Consider the following 18,869-nt stretch of genomic DNA (forward strand, 5'->3'; position numbering starts at 1 on the left):
AATAATAAACCAAAACACATGAAAACCAATATTCTAAGTGTAGCGCTGTCAGTACTAACTATGACAGCTTTTGCTCAAAAAGATGAGATCAAAGATGCGGAAGACGCCGTAGAGGACGGTAATTACGCAGAAGCTAAAGCCTTTATTGATAAAGCTGAACCAAAGCTTTCTGAGGCTAATGATAAATGGACTGAAAGATTTTACCTATATAAAGGACAGGCATATTTAGGAGCCGGTAAAAATGTATCTGTAGAAGATGCTAAAACCGCTGCTGAAGCATTTCAAAAGGCTGCCGATATGGGTAGCGAAGAGGCTGAAGAAGGACTTATGAAGGTAAGGAACAGCCTTGTTCAGAGTGCTGTGGAAGATCAGAACACTGAGAATTATGAAAAAGCGGCAGATAAGCTATATGCCAGCTACGAGTTGAATAAACAGGATACCGTTTATCTTTATTACGCCGCTGCCAACTCACTTAATGCTCAAAACTATGATGCTGCTCTAGGTTATTACGAAATGCTTAGAGACCTGGATTATGACGGGTCTGGTATGGAGTACACTGCAGTAAATGTAGAGACCGGGCAGGAAGAAGTAATGCCAAAGGATCAAAGAGACCTTATGGTAAAAAGCGGACAGTATAAAGATCCTCAGGATAAAAAGCTTCCTTCTAAAAAAGGTGAGATCGCGAAGAATATCGCTCTTATCTACATAAGCCAGGAGAAAAACGATAAAGCTATTGCAGCTATGGAGTCTGCCAAAGCAGAAAACCCGGGTGATGTAGGCCTTCTTCAGGCAGAAGCCAATATGTATTACCAGATGGGAGATAAAGAGAAATATAGAGAACTTATGGAAGATCTTGTAGAAGAAGCTCCAGACGATCCGTCTCTTTATTACAACCTTGGAGTAAGCAGTGCTGAACTTGGTAAAACAGAAAAGGCAATTGAGTATTACAAAAAAGCTTTAGAGCTTGATCCTGATATGAACGAGGCAAGAATGAATATCGTTGTTGCTATCCTTGCTAAAGAAAGAGATATCATTGACGAGATGAATGGTCTTGGAATGAGTAAGGAAGACGATAAGCGTTATAAAGAACTTATGGAAGAGCGTAAGGAGATTTATAAAGAAGCAATTCCTTACCTTGAAAAGGTGATTGAGAAAGATCCTCAAAACATAAATGCTATTCAAACAGCAATGAATATTTATAGTCAACTTGATATGCCAGAGAAAGCCAAAGAAATGAAGGCTATGCTTGAGCAGTAGATCCTGTTGAATACTGAAATAAAAAAACCGCTGAATTTCTTCAGCGGTTTTTTTATGCTTCATATCTAATAGATATGTTGAATTTAGATAATCTTTTTGATCACCCTTAGCTGATGGGTGTGTTTTCTGAGATCGGCATTAAATATCCCGGAATGGTCAATCCTGTCAATTCTAACCTTTCCGTCTACGTGAATAATATAATTATCATTCATAATAATCCCCACGTGATCGATAACCCCTTCCTTGTCATCAAAGAAGGCCAGGTCACCAGCCTCGCTTTCTTCAATAAAGCTTAATGCTTCTCCTTGCTTTGCCTGCTCAGCGGCGTCCCTTTTTAATTTATAGCCGTTCAGCTTATAAACCATTTGCGTAAAGCCGCTGCAGTCTATCCCGAACGGGGATTTTCCTCCCCAGCTGTATGGGCTGTTAAGATAGAGTAGTGCTGAATTTATCAATTCAGGTTTTGGTTTCTTTCCGCTTACCTTTATTCCTTCAAATATGTGCTTGAAATGATTTGTGGCATTAAGAACTGAACCAATGGGAATTGGCATTAAATGCCCGTTTTCATCAGTTACGTATTCAATCAAGTCTGAAGATAACTGCGGTTTTTGTTCGTTTAACCGCTTGAATTGGGCTTCTTCAATTTTTTGAAACTGCTTATTACTGATCCAGGCCTCATAAGAATCGAATGCAACACGAATCCTGCTCCATTTTGCCCGTTCTTCTAAAATTTTAAAGTGTTCTCCATACAAAATCTGTGAAACCATTTCGCTTTCATCAGAAGCTTGGGAGCGAAGCGGCACAATGCTTAAGAGGCAAATTCCGTATTGCATTCAATAATGATTATCTAGAATATATTATGAATTTCTTTCAATTACCATTGCTGAGGCACCACCACCACCATTACATATAGCGGCTGCTCCAATTTTAGCATTGTTTTGCTCCAGTACGCTCAATAGTGTTATGAGGATGCGAACTCCACTGCATCCAAGCGGGTGTCCTAAGGAAACTGCACCTCCGTTTACATTGGTATTCTCGTCGGTTAACCCGAGAAGTTTCATATTGGCAAGACCAACCACAGCGAAAGCTTCATTAAATTCAAAGAAATCCACATCATCTTTAGTGATGCCTGCTTTTTCAAGAGCTTTTGGTAATGCTTTAGCAGGAGCGGTTGTAAACCACTTTGGCTCCTGTGCCGCATCAGCAAAACTTTTGATAGTGGCAAGAACCTCAAGGCCTAATTCTTCAGCCTTTTTGCGACTCATCAATACCATTGCACCGGCACCATCGTTAATGGTTGAAGCATTTGCAGCCGTTACAGTTCCGTCTTTACTGAAAGCAGGACGTAAAGACTTGATCTTTTCCATTTTTATGTTCTTGAACTCTTCGTCTTCCTTGATCACAAGAGGATCTCCTTTGCGCTGTGGTACTTCAACAGGAACTACTTCGTTGTCGAATTTCCCATCGGCCCAAGCCTTTGCTGAACGCTCATAAGACTTTATCGCAAATTCATCCTGGTCTTCTCTGGAGAATTTATGTTCTGTAGCGCAAAGGTCGGCACATACCCCCATTGCATTATGATCGTAGGCATCTACAAGTCCGTCCTTCTGCATTCCGTCTTCCAGTTTCGCAGGACCAAATTTCTGACCTTTTCTCATATGCACATAATGAGGGATCATACTCATATTTTCCATTCCACCGGCAACCACAATAGAAGTGTCACCTAACATAATTGATTGTGCGGCCTGCATCACCGCTTTCATTCCACTTGCGCAAACTTTATTTACAGTGGTACAGGGAACGGTATCAGGAATTCCGGCACCAAGTGCAGCCTGTCTTGCAGGAGCCTGGCCCACACCGGCCTGAACAACATTTCCCATTAGTACTTCTTCCACCATTTCCGGCTTCAGGTTTATTTTTTCCAGGGCTCCTTTTATCGCGATAGATCCCAATTTAGGAGCCGGAACGCTTGAAAGTCCGCCTAAAAAACTCCCAATTGGGGTTCTGGCAGCACTTACTATTACAACTTCATTATTCATAATTTATGTTTTAGTTTTTCCTGTGTTGCGAATTTAGTGATTTTATAAGGAACTTGGCAAGACAACACAGCTGACGGATAAAATTTAGTACATTTGATTTATAGTTAATTTTCTATGGCCAAATTTGTAAATAACCTGTATAAAAATCAGGCTCTTTTTTATAAGGTTTTTTTATTCATACTTACTTCGGTATTAATCGTTTATCTGCTTCCTAAAGGCGGAAAATTTAAATACGAGATCCCGAAGGGTAAACCCTGGCAATATGAAAATCTTTATGCGCCTTTCGATTTTGCCATTCTTAAAACCGATGCAGAGATAAATGCCGAAAAACAGGCGATCAAGAATAACCATATCCCTTATTATAAGTTTAATGCCGAAGTTGTGGAAAGGGTCAAGGAAGATGCGCTTCAGGAGATCGACATCACATTTTCGGATACTATTCTTTCACAGTTCAAACCGCAGATCACCGGCTTTATAAACCAGACCATAGACGAAATTTACAAGAATGGATTGCTCCAGGAGAATAACCGGCTGGAGCCCGACCAGCTTATCTATTTGCGTAAAGGAAATGAGGCTTATCAGATTTCCTATAAAAACCTGCTCAAGCAGGGAGAAATAAGGAGCTTTTTGAACTCCAGGATCGAAGGTTCCGGGCTGATGCCTTTCAGGACCGAGCTTCTCGAGGTGTTCTATGACTCTCTGGAACCTAACGTAGTATTTGATAATGAGCTTACCCAAAAAGAACTCGAAAGTAAGTTAAACAGTATTTCATATACCCGTGGCAGTATAGAGCAGGGGAGCAGGGTGATTTCCAAAGGGGAAGTGGTTGAAGGAGATAAATATAATGTATTGAGGTCTCTGAAGACCGAATATGAGTCCCAAATGTGGAGTAAATCCAACTACAACTGGATCCTGCTGGGGTATAGTGCTTTGGTATGTATGGCGCTTTTGATGCTGCTTTTATTCATCAGGAAATATCGCCCGGCCATTTTTGAGAATAATGTGAAGGTTACCTTTATATTCTTCAATATCATATTTATGGTGATGCTCACTACCATTGTTGTGAATTTCAACATTAATTATGTGTACGTTGTGCCTCTCTGTATCTTGCCCTTAAGTCTTAAGGCGTTTTTTGATGCACGACTTGGCCTGTTTGCACACGTCATTACCGTTTTGTTGCTGGGCTTCATTGTGCCTAACAGTTATGAGTATATGTTCCTTCAGATCATTGCCGGGATAGTGACCATACTTACCGTTTCGGAATTGTATAAAAGAGCTAATCTCTTTATTTCTGTGGGGCAGATTACTTTGGTTTATATCATTTCCTATTTTGCATTTACCATTATCCAGGAAGGAAGTATAGCCGATGTTAAGGCTGAAGTGTTTATTACTTTTTTACTGGGTGGACTGGCTACCTTATTTGTACAGCCACTTATCTATATTTATGAAAAGATTTTCGGAATGGTGTCAGATATGTCGCTATTGGAGCTTTCGGATACCAATTCAAAACTTTTAAAGGAACTTGCAGAAAAGGCCCCGGGGACCTTTCACCACTCTCTTAATGTTGCTAATCTGGCGGAAGCCGCAGCCAACGAGATTAAGGCTAATGCAATGCTGGTTAGGGTGGGGGCTTTGTTTCACGATATAGGGAAGATGCATAACCCTACTTACTTTACCGAGAATCAGACCACTTCAGTGAACTCTCACGATGAACTTTCTCCACGGGAAAGTGCCCAGATCATCATAGATCATGTGATTAAGGGTATTGAGATCGCCAAGAAGAATAATATTCCCGACAGGGTAATAGATTTCATTAGAACACACCACGGAACCACAACGGTTTATTATTTCTATAAAAAAGAGAAGGAGACCAATGAGAATGCCCCTTCAGATGATTTTCGTTATCCGGGTCCCATTCCTTTCAGCAAGGAAACCGCGATCCTGATGATGTGTGATAGTGTAGAGGCGGCGAGTAAGAGCCTTAAAGAGCCTACTTCCGCACTGATCGATAATTTTGTGGAGAAGATTATCAATAAACAAATGGATGAAGGTCAGTTCTTAAACGCGAATATCACCTTTAAGGAGATTCAGCTTATCAAGAAGATCCTTAAACGAAAGCTTAAGAACATCTATCATTTGCGTATTGAGTATCCGGAATAATTAATGAACATTTACAATCTTGAACTCATTGTTGTTGAAGCTAAAGCTGTCTCCGGCTTTTTTACCCTTTAAGTGCTCATAGATTGGAGCTTCGGTAGAAATAGTAAATACGGTGCTTCCATCTTCCAGCTCAACTTCTCCTACAGGCACCGAAACATAGTAATAGTGATCCTGAGTTTCAACAACACTTCCAAAATCTACAGTTTCGCTATAGTGTTCGCGGTCTATACTTTCCAGTTTTTCTTTCATTTCCCTGGCTTCGTTTAATCGAGCGGCATATTTTTCAAAATCGTTGAGCAACTGGCCTTTGTTGTCTTCGTCATAATCGGTCTTTACATCATTAGCTTCCATCGACTCCCGGATCATATCCAGCTCCTTCTCATACTTGTCAATTTTATCATTAACAGCATCCTCACATTTGATGAATAGTTCTTTCTTATTATTTATCATTGATATCTTTTTTAGTTGATTAATCTAAAATTAAGTAAGCAATGTTAGCTGAAAGAATATTTAGGAAAAATTTAATATCTGCTTTTTTAGCTTTACTATAATGAAGGCTCTAGACTTATTTTGATATAATATAAGCTATTATACTTATATATATTAAAAATTAGGTTTTTAACTTATATTTGTTAAATTTGAAATTATGAAAGCCGTAATAACAGCCGATCTAATTGATTCTTCCAATTATGGAGAGGAAATGCTCAACCTGGTCATAAACAGGCTTAAGCAGGAGTTCAAAATGATTGCCGGAGAACAGGCTCCTAATGATTTCAGGATCTACAGAGGGGATAGTTTGCAGGGCGTAGTGTATAGGCCTTCTGAGGCTCTTTTGCTGGCGCTAAGGCTCAAGACCGCTGTGAATATGCTGGAATCTGACGAAAAAAGCCCTTCCAGCAGGGCGGCTGCAGTCTCAGCAGATCTTCGGATTGCTATAGGGGTCGGAAGTATTGAAGTGGAACGCAAGAATATTTCAGAATCCAACGGCCAGGCCTTTAGGTTTTCCGGGCTTACCCTGGACGAAATGAAATATGAATCCAGGAAATTACGTTTAAAAACTCCGGAAGAAAACATAAACCAGGAATTTAATGTAAGCCTTTCTTTTCTTGATCTTACGACAGAAAGATGGAGCACGGCTTCGGCCGAAGTAATCTACTATTTATTACAAGATAAAAAAGAAACAGAAATTGCCGCTCTGCTAAAGATAAGCCAGTCGGCCGTAAACCAGCGTAAGAAAGCGGCAGGATGGGATGCCATAAAAGTTTTGCTGGAACGTTATGAAAAAGTAATTTCAGAGAAATTTGATAATGGAAAATAGCAGCTTGATCTTATTACAACTTCTCCTTGCCCACATTTTAACTGACTTTGTTTTACAGCCCGCAAAATGGGTTAATCATAAAAGAGCTAGTAAAGCGGCTTCTGTATACCTTTATATCCATTCTTTGCTTGCAGGGCTTTTAACCTTGTTGATTCTCTGGGACTTCCGGTTCTGGCCGGTTGCTTTAGTGATCTCCATAAGCCATTACTTTATAGATCTTTGGAAGATACTGGGTAAGAAAGACAACCTGAAGATTTTCCTTCTGGACCAGGCTCTTCATTTAATTGTAATCTTTATCGCCTGGCTCTATATTATTAAAGGTTTTGGTGAGGTATTACCGGTTGTTGAAAGTATATTCAAATCTCCCGTAATTCTTGCGATTTCTATCGCATACCTGTTAGTGATTTTCCCGGTGGGATTTCTTATTGGTAAAGCTACCAAGAGATGGCATTATGAACTTGACAGCACTAATGTTGAAGGAAGTCTTGAGGCGGCAGGACGTTATATAGGGATCTTTGAGCGTGTTCTGGTACTCACCTTTATCCTTACCGGAAACTTTTCGGCAATAGGTTTCCTTATAGCTGCCAAATCTATTTTGCGCTTTAGTGATAAGTCTGATACCGGTGCGCGTAAGCAAACGGAGTACGTCCTGATTGGTACACTTATGAGTTTTGCCGTAACGATAATTATCGGGCTCTTAATACGCCATATCGCGTTGTAAAAGCTGTATATTATCCTGTAAGCGCTCCTTTACCAAATTCATCATTCGCTTGTTGAGGGCCGAGGAATTCCGGATGTACTGTGCATACTCTTCAATAGTAAACTGGCCAATGATCATTCCTTTCAGGCTATTTCTGAATTTGATATCCTTTTGGATGGCATTTTCAATGTAACTGAAGCGTTTCTCCAGGCTTAATTCATAAAAGGCGTTCTTATGTTTTGCAACATAATTTTTGAAAACTTCAATAAGAAGATCGTTCTGAAGCTTTACAACGGGGCGGAGGCTTTGGTTCTGAAATTTCTCATCAAAACTCATGTTCTCCGAGATTTTAGCTGAAGGAATCTCGGGCCTCATTTCTAGTAATTGAAGATCACGTGGATTCATAACGAGTAAGGTTTCTTAAATTTAATGAATTACTCAGGGAGTTTACCTGCCTGGCAATTAGAGTTGTAAACTACTTATAAACATTGGGCGGGACGTTAAAGTCGTCTTAATCGGTCCCGGCAATCCTGTACTTATTTATATATTTAAAAGGAATGTAATTAACCACTAATAATGATAATTTCTAAAAATCCATATTCAGGAAAAGAGCTTAAAAAATTTAAAGAGTTAACCAAGACCGAAATTGATGAAGCTTTGGAAAAAGCAAATTCACGTTTTTCTTCCTGGAAAAAAACAAGCTTCAAAGAGCGTGCTAAACTTATGTTGAACGCGGCAAAAGAGCTGAAAAAAAATAAGGAAGAATACGCTAAGGATATTAGTGCAGAGATGGGAAAACCCATTAGCCAGGCTATAGCAGAAGTTAAAAAATGTGCGTGGGTTTGTGAATATTATGCAGAGAATGCAGAGAAACACCTGGCCGATGAAAATATAAAGACCGATGCAGCAAAAAGTTATGTGAGCTATGAACCTTTGGGAGTTGTTCTTGCGGTAATGCCCTGGAACTATCCCTTCTGGCAGGTATTCAGGTTTGCTGCTCCGGCGCTTATGGCCGGTAATATTGGGGTTCTGAAGCACGCCAGCAATGTGATGATCTCGGCTAATAATATTCAGAAAGTTTTTGAGCGGGCAGGATTTCCTGAAGGCTGCTTTCAAAACCTTGTAATAGGCAGTAAAAAGGTAGAAGAGGTCATAAGAGATAAACGTGTGAAGGCTGTTACACTTACAGGGAGTAAGCCCGCGGGAGGTGCGGTGGCCTCTGTAGCCGGGGAAGAAATAAAGAAATCTGTCCTGGAGCTGGGAGGAAGCAATGCTCTGGTAATCTTTAAGGATGCAAATATTAAGGAGAGTGTGAAAACCTGTGTTATGGCAAGGTTTCAGAATACAGGGCAAAGTTGTATTGCCGGAAAACGCCTGCTATTGCACGAAAACATAGCCGATGAGTTTATGGAGGAGTTCGTGAAACAGGTAAGGGAGCTCAAAAGCGGAGATCCTGCAGATGAGGAAACCTTTATAGGAGTACTTGCCAGGGAAGATCTTGCTGAAGACCTGGAAGATCAGGTGAATAGATCGGTAGAGCAGGGGGCAGAGGTAATCCTGGGGGGTAATCGAGATAAGGCTTATTTTGAACCAACTATTATTACCGGCGTCAAAAAAGGTATGCCCGTATTTGAGGAAGAGACTTTTGGCCCTGCCATTTCTGTCACTACTTTTAAAACAGATAAAGAGGCCGTAGAACTCGTGAACACTTCAAGTTTTGGTCTTGGGGTATCTATCTTTACCGAAGATCCCGAGTTTGCAGCAAATCTTGTTCCTGAATTTGAAGATGGAGCAGTTTTCGTGAACGAGTTAGTAAAAAGTGATCCGAGACTTCCTTTTGGAGGAACTAAGATAAGTGGTTATGGTCGAGAACTTTCAGAGCACGGAATCAGGGAGTTCGTTAACTGTAAAACGGTATATTTCAATAAATTTTAAGTCGGTTAAACCTTAGCTATTTATGAAATTCGGAAAAGTTGATCACCCGGAGCAGGTGGACTTCACTTTGCCTCCAACTCACAAACAGACCAGGGAAGTTCTCGGAAAAAGTAAGGCAAAAGGACTTGAGGATGTCAGAATTGGGTGTGCTAAATGGAACAGAAAAGACCTTAAGAATTTTTACCCGAGAGGAACAAAGGATGAGCTCAGTTATTATGCAAGTCAGTTCAATTCTATCGAGCTAAATGCCTCCTTTTACCGAATGTTCCCTGAAGAGCAATTTAAGGTCTGGGGTTCTAAGGCCGAAGGAAATTTTCAGTTTTGCCCAAAGGTGCCACGACTTATAAGCCATATGAAGCGGCTTAACGATGCAGAGAGGCTGGTAGATGATTTTGTGACGAATATCCTTCCGCTTAAAGATAAAATGGGAAGCGTTTTTCTGCAGATGCCGGAGAATTTTATGCCTAAGTTTATAGACAGGCTGGATCCTTTCTTTAAACATTGGCCCAATGAAATTCCCCTGGCCGCAGAGTTCAGGCACCCGGATTGGTTCAATGATGAAAAAGTTGTGGAGGAGCTTAATGATATTCTGCTTGCCAATAATGTATCCAGTATCATTACGGATACTGCTGGCAGAAGGGATATGCTGCATATGAGGCTGACTAATTCTACAGCTTTTATCCGGTATAACGGAGCTAATCATCCAAGTGATTATACCAGGCTGGATGACTGGCTGGAAAGGTTTGAAGAATGGCAGGAACTTGGCCTGAAGAAATTGTATTTTTTTGTCCATCAAAATGTTGAAGAAGCTTCGCCATTATTGTCGGCCTATTTCATAGAGAAGTTCAATAAAAAGTTTAAAACAAATATTAAAATTCCAAAAACCCTAAAGTAATGAAACAGCAGGAAGTAGCAGTTACCGTAGATAGTGTAGTGCTTTGTAATGTTGAGAAAGATTTTAAAGTATTGCTTATAAAAAGAAAAAATGATCCTTTTCAGGACCACTGGGCTTTACCCGGAGGTTTTATAGAAGATGATGAAGATCTGGAAGATGCTGCAAAAAGAGAACTGAAAGAAGAGACCGGAGTAAAGGTAGATGTGATGGAGCAGGTGAGAGCCTTTGGAAAGCCCGGAAGGGATCCCAGAGGAAGAACTATATCTGTAGCATTCTTAAGCCGAATCTTTTGTGAGGAAGAGCTAAAACCCAGCGATGATGCCAAAGAGGCAAAATGGTTTGATATAGACAATCTTCCGGATCTGGCGTTTGACCATGAAGAAATTATTAAAGCTGCCCAGAGCTACCTGTGATTTTGTGAATTTTGAAGGCCTCTTATTTTTAATTTAAAGATTAAAAAGGCCTGAATTTCGAATTTTTCAAAACTTACGGGCAAACTTTACCAGGTGGTTTATAATGGCTAATTTTAAAATAAAAAGATGAGATTTCACACCAGGAAATGGATAAAACCGCAGGACCTTAACCCTAACGGAACCCTTTTCGGGGGGCGCGTTTTGGAATGGATAGATGAGGAATGTGCTCTTTATAGTATCATTCAGCTTGAGAACCCTAAAACGGTTACCAAGTATATGAGTGAGATCAACTTTCAGAATTCGGCCAAAAAGGGCGATATTATTGAGATTGGAATAGAGGTCCTGAAATTCGGGACCACATCTATCCAGTTGCGATGTGAAGTAAGGAATAAAATGACGCGTTCTTCCATTATCAGTATAGAGAAGATCATTATGGTTACCCTGGATGAGAATGGGAAACCCAAACCTCACGGGAAGACCAAGGTCGAGTTCGTAAAAGACAGGCTGAATGACAAAAGCTAACTTTGTTGTTCTTCCCGCTTTTCTTGTTGCTTTTCCTTGTTTTCTTTTTCCTCTTCCTTTATCTGTTCGTTGGCATCTTTAAGTTGCTCGGGCGAAGGAGAATCAGGTTTTTGTTCTTCGGCCTTTTCAGGTTCAAGACTCAGTGAGGCATAATAAGGAAAGTGATCTGATCCTGTTTCCCCTCCGGTTCCTATTTCTTTTAACCTGAACTCTTCAGTAAGGAAGATATGGTCCAGAGACCAGCGCATAAGGAAACTTTTGGCGTTAAAAGTGTTATAGAAACCACGACCAACCCTGATATCTAACAGGCCACCCACATTTTTAAACAGGGAGGTTGTAGAGGACCAGGCAACATCATTAAAGTCTCCGATCACAATTACAGGTAATTCAGATTCCCTGGTTAATTTAGCGATCTTCATCATTTCCGCATCCCTGTCTGTAGAAGACGGATTATGCTGCGGCATTGGAGGCGTAGGATGAATGGCAAACAGCTGGATCTTTTCACCATTTTTCAATTCTATCTTGGCGTGGACCGAAGGAATACTGTCATCTACAATATATTTCACCTCCGGATCTATCAGTGGGAGTTTTGAATATACAAGCATTCCGTAGGTGTTGTCTAAGGGGGCTTCACTCCGGTAAGGATATTCCTTAAAGCCTTTTGAGATTGCATTCTGCCAGGCGGCATCGGTCTCGGTGAAAACGATCACATCGGGTTTATGCTTTTTTACTTCATTTATCAGGGAATCCTTTTCTTTATTCTTTTGAAGCACATTTGCCGTTAAGATTTTTATATCTGCCTGTTTTTTGGTCTTGTTGATCTCATAAGGCGTAATTGGGGTGTAGGGCGCGATCTTTAAGAACTGAAAAGTGAAACAAGCCAGCAGAACGATCATAAACGCATAATCTTCATAACGTTTAATGTCGAATCTTATGAAATACGCTGAAATAGCCGTAAGTGTTAATAAAGTGAGCTGAATATGAGGGTAATCAAACATCCTTATCCACCAGTAATCGGCAGCGATCAGAGGAACAAGGGTGAGGAGTACCGCAATAATTCCGAACCCCTGTAAAAATCTTTTTAACTTCATAAACACCCGGGCTTAATTAGGTTGATAAAAGCTAAAGGTAAACTTTAAATTATTTCTCCCCTTTTATTTGTGAAGAAATTTGCAAAATGTCATCTCCGGAAGGCGATTCGAACAGCTGCAATTTGAAGTAGGGAACGGCAGCAATAATATGGTCGAAAATGTCGGCTGTAATGTACTCGAAATTTTCCCAACGTTTATCTCTGCTGAAACAAAGGACCTCAAGCGGAATACCCTGGGCTGTGGGTGCCAGATGCCTGACAATGATATACATCTCTTTGTGAATGGCAGAATGCTCGTGCAGATAGGTGTCTATGTATTTTCGGAAAACCCCAAGATTGGTTTGATTTCGACCATTGATAAGAATTGACTTATCAATATTATTTTCAGTATTGTATTTGTCGATATCCTCCTGCCTGTTCTCAAGATAAGGCGCTATGAGGCTTATTTTTTTAAGCTCATCAAGCTCTTCCCTGGAAATAAACTTTACCGAATTCTGTTTAATATGAACAGCTCTTTTTATCCTTCTTCCGGAAGACTCCTGCATTCCCCGCCAGTTATGGAATGAATCTGAAATAAGGCTATAGGTGGGGATAGTTGTATAAGTGTTATCCCAGTTCTGAACTCTTACCGTTGCAAGATTGATCTCGGTCACCGTTCCGTCGGCACCATATTTACTAAAGGTGATCCAGTCTCCAATCCTTACGATATCGTTAACAGAGACTTGTATAGAAGCTACAAAACCAAGAATGGTATCCCTGAATATTAATAGCAGCACCGCCGAAGCCGCACCAAGAGAGATAATAAAATTCAATACTTCTTCTCCGGTAATTTCAGCTAGAATAAACAGGAAGGCGAATAACCAGACTACGATCATCACAACCTGTATATAACTTTCTACAGGCTTATCTTTATAAGATTCCAGTGTGCGAAGGTAGTTCTTGGAAGTTCTTAAAAAACTTCTCACGATCCATACCACCAGCAGGATAACATAAATTTCGAAGATAAAGTCGAAGACCTTAAAAGCCAGAGGGAAATCATTCAGGATAATAGGCACTGTATAATACAGTATCAATAAGGGCAGGACCTGGCCTATATACTTTGGGAAATTTGTCTTAACCAGAAAATCATCGAAAGTTGTTTTGGTCTTATTGGTGAAACTTCGGAATGCTTCTATAACAAAGGTTTTCACCAGGTAATTTAAACCTATGATCACGGATATGAGAACCAGAATGTTTACCAGAAGGTTCAAATATTGGGCAACTTCTGGATTTACACCGTTTGAAAGAAGCATTTCTTCAAGCAGGCAGAAAAGGTCTTTAATTGCCTCAGTAATATCCATAGACTACAGGTATCGTTTTTCAACATAAAATGGCCCGAACGGCACCAAAGAACAGGCTAAAATTATTAACATTTCCTTCCATTTCCAATTCATTGCATTATAAAGCAAAAATGCCCCGAGCACATAGGCTATAAAAAGGATCCCGTGAGCCATTCCAACCTGGCGTACCATTTCCGGAGAATCGAAGAAATACTTAAGTGGCATTGCCAGAAAAAGCAATATTAAAAATGACAAGCCTTCAAGAATGCTTATCCATTTGAATACCTTTATTTTTTTGTTGATAGACATAACCGATCATTTAAGCGGCAAAGATAAGTGATATAGAATATTTTAAACTAATTAGTTTCATTAAATCCAGGAGCAGGATCATTAAAGGATACCCTGGAATATTATTATTGTTTCTTTAACTTTCTACGAGTCGAATTTTCTTATTTTGCGTCTAAAATAAACATTTTAATGAGTTCAAAAATATTGGTTACCGGGGGGCTTGGTTTCATAGGTTCCCATACAGCGGTAGCCCTTCAGGAAAAAGGTTTTAATGTGGTGATTGTTGACAACCTTTCTAATTCGTCTGTAGACGTATTAGGTGGAATCGCCAAGATCACTCAAAAGGATCCTGTTTTTGAAAATAGGGATTTAAGGGAAAAACAACACGTTAAAGAACTTTTTGAGAAGCATCCCGACATTGAAGGGGTAATTCATTTTGCTGCTTCAAAGGCCGTAGGAGAAAGTGTTGAGAATCCACTGCTATACTATGAAAATAATATTTCGAGCCTGGTGTATTTGCTGCAGGAGTTAAAGCAGAAAGGGAGTGCTAATTTTATTTTTAGTTCTTCCTGTACCGTTTACGGCCAGGCAGATGAATTGCCAATAAGCGAGAACGCACCGGTTAAGAAAGCAGAGTCTCCTTACGGCAATACTAAGCAAATAGGGGAAGAGATCCTTGCCGATACTTGTAAAGCGCTGGGTGATTTTAAAGCCATTGCACTGAGGTATTTTAACCCGATAGGAGCACACCCCAGTGCAGATATCGGGGAGCTGCCAATAGGTACACCGCAGAATCTGATTCCATTTATTACCCAAACCGCTATTGGAAAACGAGAAGAGTTATCGGTTTTTGGGGATGACTACCCAACTCCTGATGGTACCTGTATAAGGGATTATATTCATGTTATGGACCTTGCCAGGGCTCATGTGGTTGCTTTGGAAAGGTTACTGAATGGTCAGGAAAAAGCTAATTTCGAAATCTTTAACCTTGGTACCGGAAAGGGTAATTCGGTGATGGAAGTGATCAAGACTTTCGAAAAGGTAACAGGACAAAAATTACCTTACAGGATCGCTGACAGGAGAGAAGGAGATATCACTGCAGCCTACGCAGATACTACAAAGGCAAACGAAGATCTTAAATGGAAAGCACAACTAGGCTTAGATGAGGCCTTGGAGAGTGCCTGGAAATGGCAAAAAGAAGTTCAGCGCAGGGAAGAATCTGACAATTAGAGTGTAATACCGTAAAATACAGCTATTAAAAAAGGAGCCTCATCAGGCTCCTTTTTTATGGTTTACCGGGTTCCGTTCACAAGGAATGCGTGGATTACTCCGGGTATCCAGCCTAATGCTGTAAGCAGTAAACTTATTAAGAACGTTACCCCTAAGCCGTGTTTCATAAACACAGCTAAAGGTGGTAAAAGGATATTTAAAATAATGGTTAATAAAGACATATCTATTTGGTTTTAGTCGTTTAAAATTAGTTGGATCTTTTTCTGTGGTTACCCTTGAAACTTTCGGTAACGGGCAACCATAAATACGTAAATAGCGTAGCATACAAGCCCGGCAGCTACTATTCCCATTAACCAGGACCCGTAAGAGGAATCCTGAAGGAATGAAAAAGCATCGGCCGTACTTTTAATATCGTTGGTATCTGAATGTATTGCGGCACGTATAAAGAAGAAAGAAAGAATCCCGAAAATAATGCCTCTGGCTATATGCCCAAGGTATCCCGTATTCTTGATGGTCTTCCTTCTTTTTTCTTCAGAGATAGATTTATAATCGAAATTTTTCAGGTATTTGCCTGTAAGAGCTCTTCTTATCTGGTAAATTGCGGTTCCGGCCAGTGAAATTCCGATTATAGCAAATATATAAACCCCGGCTGATCCGGTTAAGATTGAAGACATGGGGCCTCCGCTTCCCCCGGAAGATGATCCGGTATTAAGAAGTTGCATAACGGCATAACCTGCAATTCCCAGGTATATTAATCCACTAATGAAGAAAGCTACTCTTTTTATCTTTCCCTTGGTGTCTTCGCCAATATGTTCGGGATCCTGGAAAGACTGGATAAACCTCCATACAACATAGCATAACAGGCCAATAGCTATAAGCACAAGAAGGACATTCCCAAAGGGCTGCTTCTCAAGGAAATCCATAACCTGTAACTTTCCGGCCTTTTGTCCGCCCATATTAAAAGCTGCCAGAAAAGTAAGAACTCCGGTGATTCCATAAACAATACCTTTGGCCACGTATCCCGTACGGGCCACTTTCTTTAACTTGGTATTCATAAGATCAATTTATTAGTTGGTTGAAACTAAATTAATTGAAATGAAAGAGACCCTAAGTCAAATTGGCAAAAGTTTAATTCTTTTTAATCTTTCTTAAAGAAAAGTAGGTGGTTACACCATCTCGAAGATAACCAGGGCGTAGAGGTAAAACCTCAGGAATCTAAGCAGGCCGAACATTAAGTAGCTCTGGAAAGGAAATTTAATGATCCCGGCTGCAATACTGGTCATTGCAAAGGGTATTGGGAGGAGTGCTCCCACTACAATAAGGAAACCGCCCCATTTTCGGGTATTCTTAATGTGTTGTGCCATTTTCACCTCCATTTGCTGGTGTACCACCTCGATCTTGGTAATGGCCCTGCCGATATAATAAGAAATGATACCACCCACATAAGATGCAGCGGCAAGAAAAGTTAAGAATAAAATAGGGGTAGAAGACTTTCCGGACCAGGCGATAAATAACTCCGGGGGGATAAGACCAAGTAAGGATTCAGAAATAAGAAAAACGGTAATAATTCCTAACGGGGAGTAGGTTTCGGTTACTGTAACCAGCATTCCTTCCACGTCTAGAACATACCTGTCTAAAGCAAAAAGTGCCGCAACAAAAAGAATAATAGGTATTATCGCTTTCTTCACACTACGCCATACAAAATTGTAAAACCCTGTGTAGCTGTAATACTGGTGCATCAAGCGAATACGCGATTTCCTTTTTTTAGATTTCGCATTCTTCTTTTTCATTAACGAAGTCAATTTTGATCCTTTCCGAAATATGGATTCTCAGAAAAGCCTAATGTATACTTTTAATATTGTTGAAGGAAGCCCTATAAGTAGCGGTTAGTTTTCTGCAGCGTAAGTATTAAAAGCAGCTACATAATCTCTAAGTTCAATTTCGTTAACCTTGTTCTTTGGGTCTGCCATTAGGGATAGCAAATAATCAAGGCTTTCCTGCCCTCTGATATCTTCATTCTCTACAGCGATCTCACCTTCCTCCTCATCTTCAATGGGCTCCTCATCGGGAATCGCAATATTGAAGTCATTGTAAGATTCTATATGCTCAAAAGTTAACCTGATTACCTTGGCAAGAAGCGGATTACCTTCTTCTACCACAAGAACCCTAAGATCTTTAAGGTCTTCAGTAAGGGTGTTCGTGATAATTCCGTTGCGCATCAGGTCACGCTGAATTTTATTAAGTAACTTTTGTGCTTTTATATTTTCCAAGGTTAATAAATTAATCAGGTTAAACTATTTCAGGGATTTTTAGCAACCCTGAATTTCACTGTTTGCAAAGTTACTCCTTTCAACGTTTTCTGAAACAATTTAACACATAAATTCTCAAAGAATGTACTGCAGGAATTAACAATATCTTAGTTGTTGAAATTTCAGGTACTTAGTTAGGTTTAGTAGCTTTATTCTCTAAAAAATTGATGATATGAATAATTTAGAAGGAAAAGTAGCTCTTATTACCGGAGGTAGTAAAGGTATAGGTTATGGCGTGGCCGAAGCGCTTTTGGATTTGAATATGAAAGTGGCTGTTACCAGCAGGTCTAAAACCAATGCTGAAGAGGCTGCTGCAAGGTTAAGCAATAAGGGAGAGGCCCTGGGGCTGGAAGCTGATGTCCGGAATCTTGAAAGTCAGCAGAAAGCTGTGCAGGAGGTTACCGATAAGTGGGGGCAAATAGATGTGCTTGTTGCAAATGCAGGGATTGGCCATTTTGGTTCTATCGAGGAACTAAGCCCACAACAATGGCAGGACACCATAGATACTAACTTAACCGGTGTGTTTTATAGCATTAAATCTACGGTAGATGCCCTGAAAAAATCCAAAGGATACATTATTACCATTTCCAGTCTTGCGGGCACCAATTTTTTCGCCGGGGGAGCGGCTTATAATGCCAGTAAATTTGGATTAACCGGATTCAGTCAGGCGGTAATGCTGGATCTTAGGGATAAAGGTATAAAGGTAAGTACCATTATGCCAGGATCAGTTGCGACCTACTTCAATGATCATACACCAAATAAAGAGGATGCCTGGAAGATCCAGAGTGAGGATATTGGAGAACTGGTAACAGATCTGCTTAAAATGAATCCTAGGACTCTACCAAGTAAGATAGAAGTAAGACCTTCTCAACCACCAAAAAAATAAAAGCACTTTTTAAAGCCGGTAGTGTGCCGGCTTTATTTTTGGGATTATTTATTGTAATATTGCGATAATAAATTCAACACAAAATGGGGCTGACAAAATCTGAAATATTCAATGCTTCTCAGAATGAGATCGCGGGTATAGCTAAGGTGCTGGGGCATCCCGCCCGTATTGCCATCCTGGAGCACATAATTAAGAGCGAGAGCTGTATATGCGGGGAACTTGTTGCCGAGATCGGGCTTGCCCAGCCTACCATTTCTCAGCATTTAAAGGAACTAAAGAACGCCGGACTCATAAAAGGAGAAATTGAAGGTACAAGAGTGTGTTATTGCATTGAGCCAGAAAAATGGAATAAAGCCAAGCAGCTTTTTGACAGCTTTTTTAAATCGAGCCTTCCTCCGGTGAATGATTGTTGTTAACTGTTTATTTTAGGTCTTAACGATAAATGCCTTGAACTTACCTCCCTGTTATAGTAGTATTAAAATTTAGATTGGCACCTGATTATTCAGTA

The 18,869-nt window shown here is 40.2% G+C and carries 22 protein-coding genes; 11 read left to right on the forward strand and 11 right to left on the reverse strand.

Features of this window, described 5'->3' with window-relative positions; all coding sequences use genetic code 11:
- Positions 1-18: 18 nt before the first annotated feature.
- The gene (locus tag ACFQ3Q_RS08775; protein ID WP_380744911.1) at positions 19-1,257 is read left to right on the forward strand and encodes a tetratricopeptide repeat protein; all 1,239 of its coding nucleotides are present in this window, start codon (positions 19-21) and stop codon (positions 1,255-1,257) included.
- A gap of 83 nt (positions 1,258-1,340) precedes the next feature.
- Here the strand turns inward: ACFQ3Q_RS08775 and ACFQ3Q_RS08780 are convergent, their stop codons facing one another.
- Positions 1,341-2,090 carry a C40 family peptidase gene (locus ACFQ3Q_RS08780; protein ID WP_380744913.1) on the reverse strand — a complete coding sequence of 250 codons (750 nt, stop codon included), beginning with the start codon at positions 2,088-2,090 and terminating at the stop codon, positions 1,341-1,343.
- A 24-nt stretch (positions 2,091-2,114) separates the two neighbouring features.
- Positions 2,115-3,296 (reverse strand): acetyl-CoA C-acyltransferase, encoded by a 1,182-nt coding sequence (locus ACFQ3Q_RS08785; protein ID WP_380744915.1) that lies wholly within the window; start codon positions 3,294-3,296, stop codon positions 2,115-2,117.
- Between the two features lie 114 nt (positions 3,297-3,410).
- Here ACFQ3Q_RS08785 and ACFQ3Q_RS08790 point away from each other — a divergent pair, with 114 nt between their 5' ends.
- Positions 3,411-5,456, forward strand: coding sequence for an HD family phosphohydrolase (locus ACFQ3Q_RS08790; RefSeq protein WP_380744916.1), 2,046 nt, complete (start codon positions 3,411-3,413; stop codon positions 5,454-5,456).
- Here the strand turns inward: ACFQ3Q_RS08790 and ACFQ3Q_RS08795 are convergent, their stop codons facing one another.
- The gene (locus tag ACFQ3Q_RS08795) at positions 5,457-5,906 is read right to left on the reverse strand and encodes a transcription elongation factor (protein ID WP_380744918.1); all 450 of its coding nucleotides are present in this window, start codon (positions 5,904-5,906) and stop codon (positions 5,457-5,459) included.
- 196 nt (positions 5,907-6,102) lie between these two features.
- On the opposite strand from ACFQ3Q_RS08795, the gene ACFQ3Q_RS08800 reads away from it, so the two are divergent.
- Entirely contained in the window at positions 6,103-6,774 is a 672-nt protein-coding gene (locus ACFQ3Q_RS08800) for a hypothetical protein (RefSeq protein ID WP_380744920.1), read from the forward strand.
- On the forward strand, positions 6,764-7,495 hold the full coding sequence (locus ACFQ3Q_RS08805; protein ID WP_380744922.1) for a DUF3307 domain-containing protein: 732 nt from the start codon (positions 6,764-6,766) through the stop codon (positions 7,493-7,495). Before ACFQ3Q_RS08800 ends, ACFQ3Q_RS08805 begins: the two co-directional genes overlap by 11 nt.
- Here the strand turns inward: ACFQ3Q_RS08805 and ACFQ3Q_RS08810 are convergent.
- Positions 7,472-7,879: a glyoxalase gene (locus tag ACFQ3Q_RS08810; RefSeq protein WP_380744923.1), complete on the reverse strand. Its 408-nt coding sequence runs from the start codon at positions 7,877-7,879 to the stop codon at positions 7,472-7,474. The genes ACFQ3Q_RS08805 and ACFQ3Q_RS08810 overlap by 24 nt on opposite strands.
- A gap of 171 nt (positions 7,880-8,050) precedes the next feature.
- Between ACFQ3Q_RS08810 and ACFQ3Q_RS08815 the strand changes: the two genes are divergently transcribed.
- From ACFQ3Q_RS08815 to ACFQ3Q_RS08830, 4 genes are all read left to right on the forward strand, one after another.
- Positions 8,051-9,409 carry an NAD-dependent succinate-semialdehyde dehydrogenase gene (locus tag ACFQ3Q_RS08815; RefSeq protein ID WP_380744925.1) on the forward strand — a complete coding sequence of 453 codons (1,359 nt, stop codon included), beginning with the start codon at positions 8,051-8,053 and terminating at the stop codon, positions 9,407-9,409.
- A gap of 22 nt (positions 9,410-9,431) precedes the next feature.
- Positions 9,432-10,304 carry a DUF72 domain-containing protein gene (locus ACFQ3Q_RS08820; protein ID WP_380744926.1) on the forward strand — a complete coding sequence of 291 codons (873 nt, stop codon included), beginning with the start codon at positions 9,432-9,434 and terminating at the stop codon, positions 10,302-10,304.
- Positions 10,304-10,717, forward strand: coding sequence for an NUDIX domain-containing protein (locus ACFQ3Q_RS08825; RefSeq protein ID WP_380744928.1), 414 nt, complete (start codon positions 10,304-10,306; stop codon positions 10,715-10,717). Before ACFQ3Q_RS08820 ends, ACFQ3Q_RS08825 begins: the two co-directional genes overlap by 1 nt.
- 126 nt (positions 10,718-10,843) lie before the next feature.
- On the forward strand, positions 10,844-11,239 hold the full coding sequence (locus ACFQ3Q_RS08830) for an acyl-CoA thioesterase (protein WP_380744930.1): 396 nt from the start codon (positions 10,844-10,846) through the stop codon (positions 11,237-11,239).
- On the opposite strand, the gene ACFQ3Q_RS08835 is transcribed toward ACFQ3Q_RS08830, so the two are convergent.
- From ACFQ3Q_RS08835 to ACFQ3Q_RS08845, 3 genes are read right to left on the reverse strand one after another with little or no spacing between them, the layout of a single operon-like run.
- Positions 11,236-12,330 (reverse strand): endonuclease/exonuclease/phosphatase family protein, encoded by a 1,095-nt coding sequence (locus ACFQ3Q_RS08835; RefSeq protein WP_380744932.1) that lies wholly within the window; start codon positions 12,328-12,330, stop codon positions 11,236-11,238. The two genes, ACFQ3Q_RS08830 and ACFQ3Q_RS08835, sit on opposite strands and share 4 nt — an antisense overlap.
- Positions 12,331-12,379: 49 nt before the next feature.
- Positions 12,380-13,669 (reverse strand): mechanosensitive ion channel family protein, encoded by a 1,290-nt coding sequence (locus ACFQ3Q_RS08840; protein WP_380744934.1) that lies wholly within the window; start codon positions 13,667-13,669, stop codon positions 12,380-12,382.
- A 3-nt stretch (positions 13,670-13,672) separates the two neighbouring features.
- Positions 13,673-13,957: a DUF3817 domain-containing protein gene (locus ACFQ3Q_RS08845; protein ID WP_380744936.1), complete on the reverse strand. Its 285-nt coding sequence runs from the start codon at positions 13,955-13,957 to the stop codon at positions 13,673-13,675.
- A 168-nt stretch (positions 13,958-14,125) separates the two neighbouring features.
- Here ACFQ3Q_RS08845 and galE point away from each other — a divergent pair, with 168 nt between their 5' ends.
- Positions 14,126-15,166: a UDP-glucose 4-epimerase GalE gene (galE, locus tag ACFQ3Q_RS08850; protein WP_380744937.1), complete on the forward strand. Its 1,041-nt coding sequence runs from the start codon at positions 14,126-14,128 to the stop codon at positions 15,164-15,166.
- Positions 15,167-15,228: 62 nt separating this feature from the next.
- On the opposite strand, the gene ACFQ3Q_RS08855 is transcribed toward galE, so the two are convergent.
- The 4 genes from ACFQ3Q_RS08855 to ACFQ3Q_RS08870 form a co-directional block, all read right to left on the reverse strand.
- Positions 15,229-15,387, reverse strand: coding sequence for a YqaE/Pmp3 family membrane protein (locus ACFQ3Q_RS08855; RefSeq protein ID WP_072552264.1), 159 nt, complete (start codon positions 15,385-15,387; stop codon positions 15,229-15,231).
- 48 nt (positions 15,388-15,435) lie between these two features.
- Positions 15,436-16,221, reverse strand: a complete 786-nt coding sequence (locus ACFQ3Q_RS08860) for a DUF1206 domain-containing protein (protein WP_380744939.1) — start codon at positions 16,219-16,221, stop codon at positions 15,436-15,438.
- A 111-nt stretch (positions 16,222-16,332) separates the two neighbouring features.
- A complete protein-coding gene (locus tag ACFQ3Q_RS08865) occupies positions 16,333-16,956 on the reverse strand; it encodes a YqaA family protein (RefSeq protein ID WP_380744941.1) in 624 nt (207 codons plus the stop codon).
- 96 nt (positions 16,957-17,052) lie between these two features.
- Positions 17,053-17,436: a hypothetical protein gene (locus ACFQ3Q_RS08870; protein WP_380744942.1), complete on the reverse strand. Its 384-nt coding sequence runs from the start codon at positions 17,434-17,436 to the stop codon at positions 17,053-17,055.
- A gap of 211 nt (positions 17,437-17,647) precedes the next feature.
- On the opposite strand from ACFQ3Q_RS08870, the gene ACFQ3Q_RS08875 reads away from it, so the two are divergent.
- Together ACFQ3Q_RS08875 and ACFQ3Q_RS08880 are read left to right on the forward strand one after the other, a co-directional pair.
- Positions 17,648-18,361 carry an SDR family oxidoreductase gene (locus ACFQ3Q_RS08875; protein ID WP_380744944.1) on the forward strand — a complete coding sequence of 238 codons (714 nt, stop codon included), beginning with the start codon at positions 17,648-17,650 and terminating at the stop codon, positions 18,359-18,361.
- Positions 18,362-18,444: 83 nt separating this feature from the next.
- Positions 18,445-18,777 (forward strand): ArsR/SmtB family transcription factor, encoded by a 333-nt coding sequence (locus ACFQ3Q_RS08880; protein ID WP_380744946.1) that lies wholly within the window; start codon positions 18,445-18,447, stop codon positions 18,775-18,777.
- Positions 18,778-18,869 lie beyond the last annotated feature (92 nt).

It is taken from the genome of Salegentibacter chungangensis, from assembly GCF_042678405.1.
Lineage (GTDB): Bacteria > Bacteroidota > Bacteroidia > Flavobacteriales > Flavobacteriaceae > Salegentibacter_A > Salegentibacter_A chungangensis.